Below are 15,189 nucleotides of genomic sequence, written 5' to 3' on the forward strand. Positions count from 1 at the left end.
GAAAGCGCCAGCTGACTTGAGGTTACACACTCCCGTGAATGTTGATTTGCACTGCCACAGCACGGCCTCCGATGGCGCCCTGGCGCCCGCGGTACTGGTTGCGCGTGCGTTTGAAAAAGGCGTGCGAGTCTTGTCGTTGACCGACCACGACACCCTCGAAGGCCTCGACGAGGCCCGCACGGCGGCGCATGCCTTGGGCATGCAACTGGTCAACGGCGTGGAATTGTCCTGTACCTGGGGCGGCGCCACCATTCATGTGCTCGGCTACGGCTTCGATCAAAACGCCGCGCCTTTGGTGGCGGCCATCGCCCAATTGCACGATGGCCGTTGGCTGCGGTCCGAAGAAATAAGCCGCAAGCTCAGCCTTAAAGGCATGCCCAATGCCCTCGACGGCGCCCGCGCCATCCAGCAAGAGCTGGGCGACAGCGGCAACGCACCGGCCCGCCCGCACTTTGCCGACTGGATGGTGCGTGAAGGTTTCGTCAAGGACCGCGCCGAAGCGTTTCGCAAATGGCTGGGCGCCGGCAAGTTGGGTGATGTGAAGCAACACTGGCCGACGCTGGAAGATACAGTCGGCACATTGCGTGCCTCCGGAGCCTGGGTGAGCCTGGCGCATCCCTGGCATTACGATTTCACCCGCAGCAAGCGCCGCAAGCTGATTGCCGACTATATTGGAGCGGGCGGCCACGCAATCGAAGTGGTCAACGGGCATCAACCCGCTGAGCAGGTGGGCAGCCTGGCGATTCTTGCTCGCGAATTTGGTCTGCTGGTCAGCGCCGGCAGTGATTTTCATGGCCCAGGCGGCTGGTCCGAGATTGGCGAGTACCGCCAGGTCCCGGAAGACTTGCCGCTGTTGTGGGGGCGATTCAAGCATGACCCCATTATTGCCACCGTCTGAACAGGTAGAACACGTGAGTCAATTCTTCCAGATTCATCCGGAAAACCCTCAAGCGCGCCTGATTAAACAGGCCGTGGAGATCATTCGCGCCGGTGGCGTGGTGATCTACCCAACGGATTCGTCCTACGCCATTGGTTGCCAGATCGGCGACAAGAGCGCAGTTGAACGGGTCAGACGCCTGCGTGACCTGGACAAAAACCACAACTTTGCGCTGATCTGCAGCGACTTGTCGCAACTGGGGCTGTTCGCCAAAGTCGACACCGGCACCTTCCGCCTGCTCAAGGCGCACACGCCGGGGCCGTACACCTTTATTCTGAATGCCACCCGCGAAGTGCCGCGCCTGTTGCTGCACCCCAAAAAGCGCACCATCGGCCTGCGTGTGCCCGAGCACCCAATTGCCCTGGCGTTGCTGGCAGAACTGGGTGAGCCGTTGATGAGCGTGTCGCTGATTTTGCCCGGTGAAGAAGAGCCGCTGTACGACCCTTACGAGATGCGCCGCCTGCTGGAAAAACACGTCGATCTGATCATTGACGGCGGCTACGGCGGCAACAAGGCGTCCACTGTGATCAACCTGGCCGACGGCGAGCCGGAAGTGGTGCGCGTGGGCTGCGGCGACCCGACGCCGTTTATGGTCGAGGCCTGAATGTCGGCCGTGGAAACCGCTGATCCCCAGGCGGGCGCCCAGCAGGAACTGCCATTTGCCATGGTGTATGGCCAGGCGGTCATGGAAATGCCGCTGGACCTGTATATTCCGCCGGATGCGCTGGAAGTCTTCCTTGAAGCCTTCGAAGGCCCGCTGGACCTGCTGCTGTACCTGATCCGCAAACAGAACATCAATATCCTCGACATCCCGGTAGCGGAAATCACTCGGCAGTACATGGGATATGTCGAGTTGATGCAGTCGGTACGCCTGGAATTGGCCGCCGAGTACCTGGTGATGGCCGCCATGCTCGCCGAGATCAAGTCGCGCATGCTGTTGCCGCGTTCCGAGACCATTGAGGCCGAAGAAGACGACCCGCGGGCCGAGCTGATCCGCCGTCTGCAAGAATATGAACGCTTCAAGGCCGCCGCCGAAGGCATCGACGGCTTGAGCCGCGTGGGCCGTGATGTGGTGGTGCCCAAGCTCGATGCCCCGGAAGCCCGGGCGCGCAAGCTGTTGCCGGATGTGAGCCTGGAAGAATTGCTGATGTCCATGGCTGAGGTGCTGCGCCGGGGTGACATGTTTGAAAGCCACCAGGTCAGCCGCGAAGCGCTGTCGACCCGCGAGCGCATGAGCGATGTGCTGGAGCGCCTCAAGGGCGGCGGCTTTGTGCCGTTTGTCGAGCTGTTTACCAAAGAGGAAGGGCGCCTGGGGGTGGTGGTGACCTTTATGGCCATCCTCGAACTGGTCAAGGAATCCTTGGTCGAGCTGGTCCAGAATGAGCCTTTTGCGGCTATCCACGTGCGGGCGCGAGCCGAATAAAGAGCTGAATCGATGAATCTGACTGAACCCCGCGAACTGGCGCCCTTGCTGGAAGCCTTTCTCCTGGCCTCGGGTAAACCGCAATCCCTGGAACGCTTGTTCGAGTTGTTTGAAGAGGCCGAGCGCCCTGAACCACCGGTGTTCAAGAAGGCGCTGGAGATTCTGCGCAAGTCCTGCGACGGCCGCGCCTTTGAACTGCGCGAAGTGGCGTCAGGTTATCGCTTGCAGATCCGTGAGAAATTTTCCCCGTGGGTCGGCCGCTTGTGGGAAGAGCGCCCGCAGCGTTATTCCCGCGCGATGCTGGAGACCATGGCACTGATTGCCTACCGCCAGCCCATCACGCGGGGCGAGATTGAGGATGTGCGGGGTGTGGCGGTCAACAGCCATATCGTCAAGACACTGCTGGAGCGCGAGTGGATCCGCATCGTCGGCTACCGCGACGTGCCCGGCAAGCCGGCGATGTTTGCCACCACCAAGGTGTTTCTCGACCACTTCAACCTGAAAAACCTCGACGACCTGCCGCCGCTTGCCGAACTGCGCGAGATGGAAGCCGAGCCGGTGCTCGACTTCGACGACGCGCCGGTGCCGGCCAGCCTGCAGGAGCTGGCCGACGCCACCGCCGAGCCGGAAGAGCCGAAGGACGAAACCAGTTTCCATACCTTGCTGCTTGAACTGGATGATATGGAGCAGGGCATCAAGACTGACTTCGACGATTTGCTGCGCGATGGTGCGGCCGAGCCTGAAACCCAAGTGAACGTTGAGGTTGAGGCCGAAGTCGAACCGGAACCGGAAGAAGATATCCTCGGCGTGGCCCAAGCCCGTGAAAAACTCCTGGCCGCCGTTGCCGCCCTTGAACAGCCGCCTTTGAGCGACGAAGAAGACGAAGCCCGAGCGCTGGCTGAGGCCATCGAGGCCGAACGCCGCCAGTTCGAGGACTGACCCGCTCTGCCAGACACTGGAAACCCTGTGGGAGCTGGCTTGCCTGCGATGCGGGCGCCCCGGTCTGTCGGTTGTACCGAGGTGATGCCATCGCAGGCAAGCCAGCTCCCACAGAAAAGCCAGCTTACTGGGAGGATTCAAATGAGTTCCACCAAAGACCCTTGCATCAGCATCTGCAAATTCGCCGACGACATCTGCGTCGGCTGTGGCCGCAGCAAGCGCGAAATCCGCGCCTGGAAGAAGCTCGACAAAGCCGACAAACGCACCGTTCTGGCCGAAGCCGAGCTGCGCCTGCTGGCCCTGGGCGCCACCGGTCGGCGGAAAAGCAAATGACTTGGGCCTTATCGACTAGTCTGTGATGCGAAACCCGCGCCATGCGCGTATGATTCGCGACCCTTTGCCGATCTATTCGGCCAAAGCCCCGCTTTCAATACTCTTCAGGCCACGCCTGAATCGACCCACCGGGAGGTGCTTAAGATGAACGACCAAGACCAGAACGACAGCCAGGAAATCGGCCCAGCAGGCGAAAAACTGCAAAAGGTGCTGGCGCGTATCGGCGTGGGCTCACGCCGCGACGTCGAAGCCTGGATCACCCAGAAGCGCATCAAGGTCAATGGCGTCGAGGCTACCCTCGGCCAGCGCGTCGACCTGCACGATGCAATCACCATTGATGGCAAAGTCATCAAGCGTGAAGAGGCCGCCGAATCGGTGCGCCGCGTGATCATGTACAACAAGCCCGACGGCGAGATCTGCACCCGTGACGACCCGGAAGGCCGTCCGACCGTGTTCGACAAGATGCCCAAGCCCAAAGAAGGCCGCTGGATCAACATCGGCCGCCTGGACATCAACACCACTGGCTTGCTGATGTTCACCACCGACGGTGAGCTGGCCAACCGCTTGATGCACCCGTCCTACGAGATGGACCGTGAGTACGCTGTGCGTGTACGCGGCGAAGTCGATGACGAGATGATCGAACGCCTGAAGGCTGGCGTGGTGCTGGAAGACGGCCCGGCCAAGTTCACCGACATCAAGCAGGCGCCCGGTGGCGAAGGTTTCAACCACTGGTACCACTGCGTGGTGATGGAAGGCCGTAACCGTGAAGTCCGTCGCCTGTGGGAATCCCAGGGCCTGGTGGTCAGCCGCCTGAAGCGCGTGCGTTTCGGCCCGGTGTTCCTCAACTCCGACCTGCCGATGGGCCGCTGGCGCGAAATGAGCCAGTACGAAGTCGACATCCTCAGTGCCGAAGTCGGCCTGACGCCGGTGGCCATGCCGCAGATGAACGCCAAGAGCAAAGACAAGCTTGAGCGTATGCAGCGTAAATCCTCGCGTCCTGTGGCGCGTACCGAGCGTGTTGCCCGCACCTTGCGCCCGGCGCTGAATGCCCCGGCGACCGGTGGGCGTATCTCCCGTGAGCCGCACATCGAAGGCGAGCGTCGCCCAACCGCGCCATCGCGTCAGGAAGGCGAGCGTGCACCGCGCACGCCGCGTCCTGCCCGTGGCGAAGCGCCAAGCGGCGGCCGTAGCAACCGTGGTGAAGCGGACCGCCCAGCGGACAACGCCAGCACCAAGCGCCCAGCCAAGCCCGCGGCGAACAAGCGCCCTGGTCCGAAACTGGTCGCCGACGAGCCGTCGGGCAAGCGCCGTGGCGCGCCGGCCGGTTCCGGTCAGCGTCCGGGTTTTGGTCGCAAGAAGCCGCAGTGATTTAACCGCTGTATAAAAAAACGCCAACCTTAGGGTTGGCGTTTTTTTTGGCCCTTGATTTGAAATGCTTTCAAGTGTGGGAGCTGGCTTGCCTGCGATGACATCAGCTCGGTTCAACTGAAGGACCGAGGTGTCTGCATCGCAGGCAAGCCAGCTCCCACAGGGATCCGCTTTGTTTCAACGAGGTGTGTTTAGAACGCAAATCTGCCATCAAACACCGGCTTGTCATCCAGCGCCAACACCCCGCTGGCAAAGATCAAATCCAGGTGATGGCTGCCTTTCTGCCCGCCGCCCAAGCCCAGGTGCAGGCCGCAATGGCGCTCCTCGAAGCCGGCATTGCGTGCATACAAGTCTTTTACGCCCTCGTTGGTGCCAATCCCCAACTCCTCCACTCGGCGGTTGGACGGGTTGGCATTCAGGTATTTATTGAAGTCGTCCGCCAGCCCTGGCACCTCGCTGGCCACGCTGCAAACCGTCGAGTTCTCGATCCACAGCTCCAGCGGTGATTGCAGCACGCCGTACTTACGCGCAAACGGGATGGTGCTGAGGAAGGTGCCAACAAACCGCACCTGGCCATTGATGGCTTCGCTGTGGGTGGCGATTTCGCCTGGTGCCAGGTCGTGGTTGCCGACCCCGTTGATATTGGTCCACTTCTTGATGCTGCTCAGTGGCGCTTCAAGGCGGGAGCCGTGCTTGTCGGTAAAGCTCAGCACGTTGGCCTGGGACATGCGCCGGATCAGCGTAGCGTTGAGGTCGGCGATGCGCTGCGGCTCGACGCTGAAGGTGTCGTAGAAATAGTCGCCATAATCCTTGAACAGCAGGGATTTCTTCCAGTGTTCGGCCATCACGCCTTGCAGGGCGCGAATAAAATCCGGGCCTTCGGCACGTGGGTTGGGCAGGGTCGAAGAGTCATACAGAAACAGGTACAGGTCGCAGGCTTCGATGGCGTGGGCCAGGGTGTCGCTGGGCGTGAGGTCCAGGCGCTGGCATTGGAAGTTGAAGCGTGCGGCGCTGCTGTGGGTGATTGCTTCGGCGATGGCGTCGTAGCGCTCGGTATGGCCCAGCAACACCGTCGGGCGGCTCAGGCCGTTGAGTGCCGGGTGGTGTGCGAGGTAGTAGAGGAAGTGTTCGACGGCGCGGGCCTTGTCCATGACGGGTGTCCTTCTGTGCCTTGGGTAAGGGGGCAGGTGCCGTGCACAGCACCTGCCGGATGCCTGCCGGGTGTTAGAAAGGCCACATCGCAGTGCCAAAGGGCACAACGGCATCGGCTTGCATCATTTCAACGGCGGCCTCATGGGTCGGCGCTTCAAACCAATCGTCGAGTTGCAGTTCGGTTTCCAGGTCGTTTTCCAGTGCTTGCATGGTATTTCTCCTAGAGGACGTTGTTTGAGAACGGCTTGCCAACGGGCTTCGCTGGCAAGTGAAAGAACCTAGGAGAGAGTGTTTGGAAATGCAAAATATTTATTGACACGGTTTCATTTGGATTTTTTCTTCTGTTTTTTCGGTGTAATCCTTTATCGAGAAAAAACAGCCAATTGGCTGAACCGATTCTTCAGACGCGTCCCACTGACAGTTTTCCGTTAGCCGACGAAAAAGTCTGGCTGTAACGCTGACTTTCCGGGGTGTAACGATAGTTTTACGAGTTTGCCCAGGCATTGCGCAGTGCCGTTCCGCTGTAAGGATTAGCTGACAGTTTGTCGCGTGCACCCTGTTGGGGCGTGCTGAAGCTGTTGAGCGGTGTACAATGCGCCGCGTTTTACTGTGACCCCCCTTGCGTATCCACGCATAAGGCCAAGACCTCAGGGTTTACCTACCCTGATCACTCCGTCCGGCCACGAGTCGGACGGGTTCGATTTCGTCACAGATAAAAACAAACAGGTGACGCATGACCGTTAGAAAGACGCTGTACTCCTGGTGCCTGCGCTGGGGTTTGAGCGGCGCTGCTTGAGTCGGTAATTCAAGGCAGCAACCTGCATTCGACATTCTCAAACCTTGCGTGAGACCCTTTTCATGAGTGGACCCCAATCTTCTTCAGGCGAGCTGAAACGCGGCCTGAAAAATCGGCATATCCAGTTGATCGCCCTCGGTGGCGCCATCGGCACCGGCCTGTTCCTGGGCTCGGCCGGCGTGCTCAAATCCGCCGGCCCTTCGATGATCCTGGGTTATGCCATCTGCGGCTTCATCGCCTTCATGATCATGCGCCAGCTCGGCGAAATGATCGTCGAAGAGCCGGTCGCCGGTTCCTTCAGCCACTTTGCCCATAAGTACTGGGGCGGTTTCGCCGGCTTCCTGTCGGGCTGGAACTGCTGGATTTTGTACATCCTGGTAGGCATGTCGGAGCTGACTGCGGTCGGCAAGTATGTGCACTACTGGTGGCCGGAGATCCCGACCTGGGTTTCGGCGGCGGCGTTCTTCGTATTGATCAACCTGATCAACCTGGCCAACGTCAAAGTCTTCGGTGAGGCCGAATTCTGGTTCGCCATCATCAAAGTCGTGGCTATCGTCGGCATGATTGCCCTGGGCAGCTATTTGCTGGTCAGCGGCAGCGGCGGTCCGCAAGCGTCGGTGAGCAACCTGTGGGACCACGGTGGGTTCTTCCCCCATGGCGTCGGCGGTTTGGTGATGGCCATGGCGATCATCATGTTCTCGTTCGGTGGTCTGGAAATGCTCGGTTTTACCGCTGCTGAGGCCGATCAGCCACGTACGGTGATCCCCAAGGCGATCAATCAGGTGATCTACCGCATCCTGATTTTCTACATCGGCGCCCTGGTGGTGCTGTTGTCGCTGACGCCGTGGGACAGCCTGCTGGCGACCCTTAACGCGTCCGGCGATGCCTACAGCGGCAGCCCATTCGTGCAGGTGTTCTCGATGCTGGGCAGCAACACCGCCGCGCACATCCTCAACTTTGTGGTGCTGACGGCGGCATTGTCGGTGTACAACAGTGGCACCTACTGCAACAGCCGCATGCTGCTGGGCATGGCTGAGCAGGGTGATGCGCCCAAGGCATTGGCCAAAATCGACAAGCGCGGCGTGCCGGTGCGCTCGATCCTCGCCTCGGCAGCGGTCACTCTGGTGGCGGTGTTGATGAACTACTTCATCCCGCAACACGCGCTGGAGTTGTTGATGTCGCTGGTGGTTGCCACCCTGGTAATCAACTGGGCGATGATCAGCTTTTCGCACTTCAAGTTCCGCCAACACATGAACCGCACCGGCCAGGTGCCGCTGTTCAAGGCGCTGTGGTATCCGTATGGCAATTACATCTGCCTGGCGTTCGTGGTGTTTATCCTGGTGATCATGCTGATGATTCCGGGGATTCAGGTGTCGGTATACGCAATCCCGGTGTGGGTAGCGTTCATGGCGGTGTGTTACTGGATCAAGAACAAGCGCAGTGCTGAAGCCGCATTGACCACGGCAAATGCAGCGCTGAAGTAAGCGACGCTCCATCGGCGATTAATACCCCTCTATTGAGGGGTATTTTTTTGCGATGAGATTCATCGGCTGTTTGCAATAACGCCACTCATGTAGGCGTTCAAGTCGCGAAAATCCTTGACGCTCCAGGCATGCGGCGCAACCTTCACACCATTGTCTTGCAGGGTTTTTGGGATCAGGTTGCCATTCGGGCGAAGGATCACCGAAGACACAATAACGCCCGGATAATCCGCCAGCCGTTTTTTGAAAGCAGGCGTTGTGAGGTCGGGCGTGGGCGGGCTGCTTTTCCTGGCCAATGGCCCGGAGGCCTTGAGGTCCGGGCCGTGGCACATGGCGCATCGCTGTGAATACAGGTTTTTGCCGTTGGCAGTGTCCGCGACGGACAGTGGCGTTTGAATGAGTGATAAAGTGCCGAGCACAGTGATGAATAACCTTTTCATATTGCTGCGTCCTTGTTGTTTATGTTGTTGTGGCCCGTTGCCTAAGGTTTTTGATTGATGCTGGTAATTTCCAACAACGTGCACTTGCCCGATGCCGAGATCGAGTTGACCGCCATTCGCGCCCAGGGCGCCGGTGGGCAGAACGTCAACAAGGTGTCGAGCGCGGTGCACCTGCGGTTTGATATCCCGGCTTCATCGCTACCGGAGTTCTACAAGGAGCGTTTGCTGGCACTGCGTGACAGTCGTATCACCAGTGAAGGTGTGTTGGTGCTCAAGGCTCAGCAATACCGCACTCAGGAACAGAACCGTGCCGATGCGCTGGAGCGCCTGGTGGAGTTGATCCTCAGCGCCACCAAGGTCGAAAAAAAGCGCCGCCCGACCAAACCCACCCTGGGTTCGAAAAAGCGTCGCCTGGAATCCAAGACCAAGCGCGGCAGCATCAAGGCCGGGCGCGGCAAGGTCGACTTCTAGGCGCCTCTCGCCTCGCGGGCCTTGGGGGCTTGCCGGTACAGGTAAACACTCAGCAGCAGACCACCGACCGACGCGAGGGCGGCAAACAGGAATATCGACGCAAAGCCGAAGCCTGCCGCCACCGCCCCGGCCAGTGGGCCGGTGATACCCAATGACAAGTCGATAAACAGCGAATAAGCCCCCACCGCCGCGCCACGGCTGGAGGCCGGCACCAGGTTGACGGCTTCTACGCCCAGTGCTGGAAACACCAGCGAAAAGCCAAACCCGCTCAACGCCGCACCGGCCAGCGCCCATTGCGCGTCGGGTGCCAGCCATAGCAACAACAGGCCAAGGGCTTCTACCGACAGGCAGGCAATCGCCACACGAAAGCCGCCGATCCGGTTGATCAAATTTCCGAACAACAGGCGCGCGCCGATAAAACTGGCGCCGAACAGGCTCAATGCCCACACCGCGTTGTCCCAATGCTGGGTGGTGTAATACAGGGTGATAAAGGTGGCGATGGTGCCAAAACCAATCGAACCCAACGCCAGGGCACAGCCGTGTGGCAACACGCGGCCCAGCACATTCATGAAGGGCAGGCGCACGCCGGCCACAATTGGCGCGGCTTCCTTGTTCCAGGCCAACAGCACGCCGAGCACCGCCAGCAGGATGATGCTGACGCCCATGCTCCACAGCCCCAAGTGGCTGACCAGCAGCACACCCAGCGGCGCACCGATGGCCAGCGCGCCGTAGCTGGCGATGCCATTCCACGAGATGACCTTGGCCGTGTTGGCGGCGCCGACCCGGCCGATGCCCCAGCCGATGGCGCCAGAGCCCACCAGGCTTTCCGCGCTGCCCAGCACCAGTCGGCCAATCAGCAGGCTGATCAGGCTGATGCCCGGCAGGCTGGAAAACCACGCCGCCAGCAACATGAACACGCCGCTCAGGCCGCAACCGACCAAGCCGATCAGCACCGCGCGCTTGCTGCCCAGGTTATCGATGATTTTGCCGGCATACGGACGGCTCAGCAGGGTGGCCAGGTATTGCACGCTGATTACCAAGCCCGCGATAACTGCGCCGTAGCCCAGTTGGCTGTGCACATAGCCCGGCAATACGGCCAGGGGAATGCCGATGTTGAGGTAGCCGATAAAGGTAAACAACACGATGGAAACGACTTGCAGCGTGACCGCCATGGGGCGCTGGGTATCTGGCATGGGAGAGGTCCACCGTCGCAGCAGGTAAAGATAGGCTGCTAATGATACCGATGCTTTGGCTTGTGCAGGGCGGTAAAAAGCAAAACGTCAGCTCAAAAAGACATCAGGCTTGAGGCGGGGCCAGCATTTGCGTGGTCACCAGGGCGGCCAAGGCGTTTTCCTGGGTGCCAAAACGCTTGAGCAGCAGGGCTTGTTTGTCGGCGCTGAGGCGGTTCCAGACTTCGATCATCTGCAAGGCAGCGTCCAGTACTGCGGCGTCGGGGGTGTCGGGGAGGGATTCGGTCATGGCGGGGGTCTCGATGATTCAGGCAGTGTGGAAAGCGCTTGAAGTGCGCTTTCCACACGGTCTGGTACGGCGTCAGTCCTGGCGTTTGCTGTCGACTGGTTTTGCTTCTTTGGCTTCAGGCTGTTTGTCACTGGCCTGCTGCGGTGTTGGCTGCTCAGTTGGGTGCAGGCTTGGGAAGGGGAGATTAGGTATCTCGTGCATCGTCGTCGCTCCTCGCAAGATCTGTTTTATCAATCGCAGGTGATTCCGCGCTCTCAAAAAGCCTTGGCAGGATACAGCACTGAAAATGACAAAAAGAATTTTATGTCGGCGGATGTGCGAATTTTTATTTTTTTGCGCAAGTGGCATGGGGTCGCAGGCTGGGTGGCTGGGTGGCTGGGTGGGTGTTGGGTTTGGGGGTATATCCGTTATTTGGGTGATGGCTGAGTAGGGTTCCGCTCTTACAGCGGGTCACTTTTGGAAAGACCCAAAAGTAACCAAAAGGTCTTCGCCCCAACACTCGGTGCCTCGCTATGGCTCGGCATGCCCGCAATCCGCCAGTGATTTGGGGGGCCGCCGCGATGGGCCATCCTTGGCCCAGCGCGGCTAAACCGGCATCCCTGCCGGTTTACCCCCCAAATCACTGTCGAATTCCGGCCATCGTGTTTAACGGGGCGATTTCAGATCAAGATCAAAAGCGCAGATCAAAAGACCGCTGACTTCGTCAGCGAAAAGGATGTAAGAGCCAGAGCCAGAGCCAGAGCAACAGCAACAGCAAAGCCATACTCAGTCTAATGTGGGAGCTGGCTTGCCTGCGATGGCATCAACTCAGTGTGCCTAATACACCGAGGTGTCTGCATCGCAGGCAAGCCAGCTCCCACATTTAGACCGTGTTGCATCAGGTAGATAGGCTTTTGCTTTGCACTTGATCTGGCTTTTGATTCAACCACTCAGGTCGGCTTTCAGGCCGCCGTGCTGTAGATCTTGATCTTGATTTTGATCTGAGACGCCCCGTTAACCACGATGGCCGAACGCAGGCTTGAATCCGTGGGTAACCCGGCAGGACGCCGGGTTAGCCGCGCTGGGCCAAGGATGGCCCATCGCGGCGGCCCACGGATTCAAGCCGGAGTGCGGGCACACCGAGCCACAGCGAGGTGCCGAGTGGTGGGGCGAGGACTTTTTGGTTACTTTTGCGTCCTTGCAAAAGTGACCCGCCGTAAGGGCGGAACCCTAAGTAGCCGTTACCGCAGCAACGGATATGTACTCAGCCACCCCCCCCGAAATTCACAAAAAACCACAAACACCTCAAAAAGGCACCTTCCCCAAAATCATGTCGCGATACATCACAAAATCCCCCAGCAAACTGTAGAAGGGATGTTGAAACGTTGCAGGCCGGTTCTTTTCGAAGAAGAAGTGCCCGATCCAGGCAAAGGTGTAGCCGGCGACCGGTAATGCGAGCAGTAACCCCAACGAGCCACGGCCAATGGCATAAGCCAGAATCCCAATCACCAGGGTGGTGCCAATAAAGTGCAGGCGCCGGCAGGTGCTGTTGGCGTGCTCGCTCAGGTAATAAGGGTAGAACTCAGCGAAGCTGTTGAATTGCTTGACGTTTTCCACAGTGATCGGCCCTGGGCTGGTGATGCCGCCCAACAGATGTTCGGCGGGGAGCTTATTTGAGTCTAGAGTGATCAGTGGTAACAGCCAGTGACAATAGATGCCACTTTAGTATCCTTGGCTTCCTGGCTGCCGTTTAAGCCTGCCTTTTTCAAGAAGACGCCATGAGCGAACGAACAACTTCTGCAAGCTGGGCAATGGGCATCGTCAAAGCGTTGGAAATGGACGGCCTGGATTGCCGCGTCCTGTTCAAGCAACTGGGCCTGGACTACGCCGCCCTCAGTGACCCTGACGCACGTTTTGCGCAAGACTCCATGACCCGGCTGTGGCAGCGCGCTGTCGAGCTGTCAGGCAACCCCGCGATCGGCTTGAACATGGGCAAGGTGGTGCGCCCGGCGTCGTTTCATGTGGCGGGTTACGCCTTGATGTCCAGCAACACCCTGGCCGAAGGTTTTATGCGCCTGGTGCGTTACCAACGCATCATCGCCGAAAGCGCCGACTTGAGTTTTCGCCTGTTACCTGAAGGCTATGCGCTGATTCTGACGGTACATGGCGATCACCTGCCGCCGACCCGGCAAAGCGCTGAAGCCTCGTTGGCCAGTGCCCTGGCATTATGTGGCTGGCTGACTGGCCGCACCCTGCAGCCACGCAAGGTAATGTTGCAAGGTGACCAACCGGCCGATCTGGCGCCCTATAAGCAAGCATTCCATGCGCCTATGGAGTTCAATGCGCCCTACGATGCGCTGATTTTCGAACAGGCCGATATGGATGCACCGTTGCCCACCGCCAATGAGGCGATGGCGCTGCTGCATGATCGGTTTGCCGGTGAATACCTGGCGCGGTTTTCCGAGAGCCGCGTGACCCACAAGGCGCGCCAGGTGCTGTGCCGCTTGCTGCCCCAGGGTGAGCCCAAGCGCGAAGTGGTGGCACAGACCCTGCACTTGTCTCAGCGCACGTTACAGCGGCGTTTGCAGGAGGAGGGCACCAGTTTCCAGACGTTGCTCGACGATACGCGTCGCGAGCTTGCCGAACAGTACCTGGCGCAGCCGAGCATGACCTTGCTGGAAATCGCCTACCTGTTGGGCTTTGCCGACCCGAGTAATTTCTTCCGCGCGTTCCGCCGCTGGTTCGACGTCACGCCCGGCGAGTACCGGGTGCGGCTGCTGCAGGCATCGACGGTCAGTGGCGCCAAAACGCCGGAATGCACAGAACAAACACGGTAATAATCTCCAGCCTTCCCAGCAGCATGCCGAATGACAAGATCCACTTGGCCGCATCCGGCAGGCTGGCGAAGTTACCGGCCGGGCCGATGGTTTCGCCCAGGCCCGGGCCAACACCGGACACGGTGCTGGCGGCACCGGTCAGTGCGGTCATCCAGTCCAGACCCAGCAGTGACAGGGCCAGGGCGATGGCGCAGATGGTGATAGCGAAGAAAAACGAAAAGGTCAGGATCGAGCGCACGATCTCTTCGTCGAGACGGTGGCCGTTGTACTTCTGCTTGATCACTGCGCGTGGGTGGATCAGTTGGTTCAGGTTGGCCTTGAGCAGGATGTAGGCGACCTGGAAGCGGAAGATCTTGATCCCGCCCGCCGTCGAGCCCGAACAGCCGCCGATAAAACCCAGGTAGAAGAACAGCATCAGCGAGAAATTGCCCCACAGGCTGTAGTCCCCCAGCGCAAAGCCGGTCGTGGTCACCACCGACGTAACGTTCAGGGCGACATGGCGCAGGGCATCCAGCCAGTGCAGGTTGGTCGTCCACCAGTACCAGGTGCCGAGTACCAGCCACGTCACGATCAGCAAACCGAGCAAGCCTTGCACCTGCTGATCCTTGATCAGCGCCCGGCGGTTGCCGCGCAATGTGGCCACATACAGGGTGAACGGCAAGCTGCCGAGGATCATCACCACCACCGCTACCCAGTGCACCGCCGGTTGTTTCCAGTGGGCCAGGGATTCATCGGAGGTGGAAAACCCGCCGGTGGAAATTGCTGACATCGCGTGGTTGATCGCATCAAACAAGCCCATGCCGGCCCACCAGAACGCCAGGCTGCCCAGGATGGTGATGCCCACATACGCTGCCACGATCAGGCGCGCCACCATGTGCGAGCGCGGCATGACTTTTTCTGAGCGGTCCGAGGATTCGGTCTGGAACAGGCGCATGCCACCAATGCGCAGCAGCGGCAGGATCGCCACCGCCATGCCGATAAAGCCAATGCCGCCCAGCCAGTGCAACATTGAACGCCACATCAGGATGCCAGGGGACATGCTGTCCAAACCGCTCAGGACGGTGGAGCCGGTGGCGGTGATGCCCGACATGCTTTCAAAGAACGAATCGGTGTAGCTGATGTGCTGGGTCAGCAGAAACGGCAGCGCGGCGAAGATGCACACCACCAGCCAGCTGGTGACGGTCAGCAGGTACATGTCCCGGGGGCGCAGGTGCACGTGTTCGGGGCGGCCGGGGATAACCAGGGCCAAACCCGCAAGGAAGGTGATCATGCTGGCCCACAGGAACGAGGGCAGGTCGCTGGTGCGTTCGAAGATCACCAGGGTGGCCATCGGGATGACCATGGCGATCGCGAGGGTGATCAGGAAGATGCCGATGATGAAACCGATGATACGCAGGGTCGGCAACGCCATGAAGAAAGCTCGGGTTTGAGAGAGTGGCGCCATTCTACCTGCGGTGCGGGTCTTGTAAACCGGGGTGTACGAGGCGAAGCAGTTCGACTGTGGGAGCTGGCTTGCCTGCGATGGCGACCTGTCAGCCACCCATCTGTAGCAGA

The 15,189-nt window shown here is 59.7% G+C and carries 17 protein-coding genes; 10 read left to right on the top strand and 7 right to left on the bottom strand.

Annotation, left to right across the window (positions count from 1 at the left end; genetic code table 11):
• The first annotated feature begins 34 nt into the window (after positions 1–34).
• The 6 genes from ACQY47_RS20870 (at position 35) to rluB (ending at position 5,000) form a co-directional block, all read left to right on the top strand.
• Positions 35–898, top strand: a complete 864-nt coding sequence (locus ACQY47_RS20870) for a PHP domain-containing protein (protein ID WP_099549411.1) — start codon at positions 35–37, stop codon at positions 896–898.
• A gap of 13 nt (positions 899–911) precedes the next feature.
• Positions 912–1,541: an L-threonylcarbamoyladenylate synthase gene (locus tag ACQY47_RS20875; protein ID WP_017139161.1), complete on the top strand. Its 630-nt coding sequence runs from the start codon at positions 912–914 to the stop codon at positions 1,539–1,541.
• A 120-nt stretch (positions 1,542–1,661) separates the two neighbouring features.
• The gene (locus ACQY47_RS20880) at positions 1,662–2,360 is read left to right on the top strand and encodes a segregation and condensation protein A (RefSeq protein ID WP_169875663.1); all 699 of its coding nucleotides are present in this window, start codon (positions 1,662–1,664) and stop codon (positions 2,358–2,360) included.
• A gap of 12 nt (positions 2,361–2,372) precedes the next feature.
• Positions 2,373–3,299 carry an SMC-Scp complex subunit ScpB gene (scpB, locus tag ACQY47_RS20885; protein WP_428551488.1) on the top strand — a complete coding sequence of 309 codons (927 nt, stop codon included), beginning with the start codon at positions 2,373–2,375 and terminating at the stop codon, positions 3,297–3,299.
• A gap of 141 nt (positions 3,300–3,440) precedes the next feature.
• Positions 3,441–3,632, top strand: a complete 192-nt coding sequence (locus tag ACQY47_RS20890) for a DUF1289 domain-containing protein (RefSeq protein WP_017139163.1) — start codon at positions 3,441–3,443, stop codon at positions 3,630–3,632.
• A gap of 144 nt (positions 3,633–3,776) precedes the next feature.
• Positions 3,777–5,000 carry a 23S rRNA pseudouridine(2605) synthase RluB gene (gene rluB, locus ACQY47_RS20895; RefSeq protein WP_017139164.1) on the top strand — a complete coding sequence of 408 codons (1,224 nt, stop codon included), beginning with the start codon at positions 3,777–3,779 and terminating at the stop codon, positions 4,998–5,000.
• Positions 5,001–5,191: 191 nt separating this feature from the next.
• On the opposite strand, the gene ACQY47_RS20900 is transcribed toward rluB, so the two are convergent.
• Positions 5,192–6,151, bottom strand: a complete 960-nt coding sequence (locus ACQY47_RS20900) for a hypothetical protein (RefSeq protein ID WP_017139165.1) — start codon at positions 6,149–6,151, stop codon at positions 5,192–5,194.
• Positions 6,152–6,224: 73 nt separating this feature from the next.
• A complete protein-coding gene (locus ACQY47_RS20905; protein WP_003175756.1) occupies positions 6,225–6,362 on the bottom strand; it encodes a hypothetical protein in 138 nt (45 codons plus the stop codon).
• Between the two features lie 648 nt (positions 6,363–7,010).
• On the opposite strand from ACQY47_RS20905, the gene ACQY47_RS20910 reads away from it, so the two are divergent.
• Complete coding sequence (locus ACQY47_RS20910; protein ID WP_017139166.1) at positions 7,011–8,432, top strand: amino acid permease; 1,422 nt, start codon at positions 7,011–7,013, stop codon at positions 8,430–8,432.
• Between the two features lie 59 nt (positions 8,433–8,491).
• Here the strand turns inward: ACQY47_RS20910 and ACQY47_RS20915 are convergent, their stop codons facing one another.
• Complete coding sequence (locus ACQY47_RS20915; protein ID WP_138453797.1) at positions 8,492–8,869, bottom strand: c-type cytochrome; 378 nt, start codon at positions 8,867–8,869, stop codon at positions 8,492–8,494.
• Between the two features lie 57 nt (positions 8,870–8,926).
• On the opposite strand from ACQY47_RS20915, the gene arfB reads away from it, so the two are divergent.
• Entirely contained in the window at positions 8,927–9,340 is a 414-nt protein-coding gene (gene arfB / locus ACQY47_RS20920; protein WP_016975416.1) for an alternative ribosome rescue aminoacyl-tRNA hydrolase ArfB, read from the top strand.
• Here the strand turns inward: arfB and ACQY47_RS20925 are convergent.
• Together ACQY47_RS20925 and ACQY47_RS20930 are read right to left on the bottom strand one after the other, a co-directional pair.
• Positions 9,337–10,533, bottom strand: coding sequence for an MFS transporter (locus ACQY47_RS20925; protein WP_099549416.1), 1,197 nt, complete (start codon positions 10,531–10,533; stop codon positions 9,337–9,339). The two genes, arfB and ACQY47_RS20925, sit on opposite strands and share 4 nt — an antisense overlap.
• Before the next feature lie 103 nt (positions 10,534–10,636).
• Positions 10,637–10,819 carry a hypothetical protein gene (locus ACQY47_RS20930; protein ID WP_138453795.1) on the bottom strand — a complete coding sequence of 61 codons (183 nt, stop codon included), beginning with the start codon at positions 10,817–10,819 and terminating at the stop codon, positions 10,637–10,639.
• A 195-nt stretch (positions 10,820–11,014) separates the two neighbouring features.
• On the opposite strand from ACQY47_RS20930, the gene ACQY47_RS20935 reads away from it, so the two are divergent.
• The gene (locus ACQY47_RS20935) at positions 11,015–11,245 is read left to right on the top strand and encodes a hypothetical protein (RefSeq protein WP_428557413.1); all 231 of its coding nucleotides are present in this window, start codon (positions 11,015–11,017) and stop codon (positions 11,243–11,245) included.
• Between the two features lie 858 nt (positions 11,246–12,103).
• On the opposite strand, the gene ACQY47_RS20940 is transcribed toward ACQY47_RS20935, so the two are convergent.
• Positions 12,104–12,415 (bottom strand): DUF962 domain-containing protein, encoded by a 312-nt coding sequence (locus ACQY47_RS20940; protein ID WP_099550496.1) that lies wholly within the window; start codon positions 12,413–12,415, stop codon positions 12,104–12,106.
• Positions 12,416–12,576: 161 nt separating this feature from the next.
• On the opposite strand from ACQY47_RS20940, the gene ACQY47_RS20945 reads away from it, so the two are divergent.
• On the top strand, positions 12,577–13,635 hold the full coding sequence (locus ACQY47_RS20945; RefSeq protein WP_017139172.1) for an AraC family transcriptional regulator: 1,059 nt from the start codon (positions 12,577–12,579) through the stop codon (positions 13,633–13,635).
• Here ACQY47_RS20945 and ACQY47_RS20950 read toward each other — a convergent pair.
• Positions 13,592–15,046 carry a TrkH family potassium uptake protein gene (locus ACQY47_RS20950; protein ID WP_017139173.1) on the bottom strand — a complete coding sequence of 485 codons (1,455 nt, stop codon included), beginning with the start codon at positions 15,044–15,046 and terminating at the stop codon, positions 13,592–13,594. The two genes, ACQY47_RS20945 and ACQY47_RS20950, sit on opposite strands and share 44 nt — an antisense overlap.
• Positions 15,047–15,189: the final 143 nt, after the last annotated feature.

Source organism: Pseudomonas edaphica (assembly GCF_965277385.1).
Classification (GTDB): Bacteria; Pseudomonadota; Gammaproteobacteria; order Pseudomonadales; family Pseudomonadaceae; genus Aquipseudomonas; species Aquipseudomonas edaphica.

Excerpts from the sequence above, each read along its gene's own strand:
- ACQY47_RS20930 (WP_138453795.1), bottom strand. The coding sequence starts at position 10,819 with ATGACCGAATCCCTCCCCGACACCCCCGACGCCGCAGTACTGGACGCT.
- ACQY47_RS20890 (WP_017139163.1), top strand. The coding sequence starts at position 3,441 with ATGAGTTCCACCAAAGACCCTTGCATCAGCATCTGCAAATTCGCCGAC.
- ACQY47_RS20905 (WP_003175756.1), bottom strand. The coding sequence starts at position 6,362 with ATGCAAGCACTGGAAAACGACCTGGAAACCGAACTGCAACTCGACGAT.
- rluB (WP_017139164.1), top strand. The coding sequence starts at position 3,777 with ATGAACGACCAAGACCAGAACGACAGCCAGGAAATCGGCCCAGCAGGC.
- scpB (WP_428551488.1), top strand. The coding sequence starts at position 2,373 with ATGAATCTGACTGAACCCCGCGAACTGGCGCCCTTGCTGGAAGCCTTT.
- arfB (WP_016975416.1), top strand. The coding sequence starts at position 8,927 with ATGCTGGTAATTTCCAACAACGTGCACTTGCCCGATGCCGAGATCGAG.
- ACQY47_RS20950 (WP_017139173.1), bottom strand. The coding sequence starts at position 15,046 with ATGGCGTTGCCGACCCTGCGTATCATCGGTTTCATCATCGGCATCTTC.
- ACQY47_RS20900 (WP_017139165.1), bottom strand. The coding sequence starts at position 6,151 with ATGGACAAGGCCCGCGCCGTCGAACACTTCCTCTACTACCTCGCACAC.
- ACQY47_RS20915 (WP_138453797.1), bottom strand. The coding sequence starts at position 8,869 with ATGAAAAGGTTATTCATCACTGTGCTCGGCACTTTATCACTCATTCAA.
- ACQY47_RS20945 (WP_017139172.1), top strand. The coding sequence starts at position 12,577 with ATGAGCGAACGAACAACTTCTGCAAGCTGGGCAATGGGCATCGTCAAA.
- ACQY47_RS20910 (WP_017139166.1), top strand. The coding sequence starts at position 7,011 with ATGAGTGGACCCCAATCTTCTTCAGGCGAGCTGAAACGCGGCCTGAAA.
- ACQY47_RS20925 (WP_099549416.1), bottom strand. The coding sequence starts at position 10,533 with ATGCCAGATACCCAGCGCCCCATGGCGGTCACGCTGCAAGTCGTTTCC.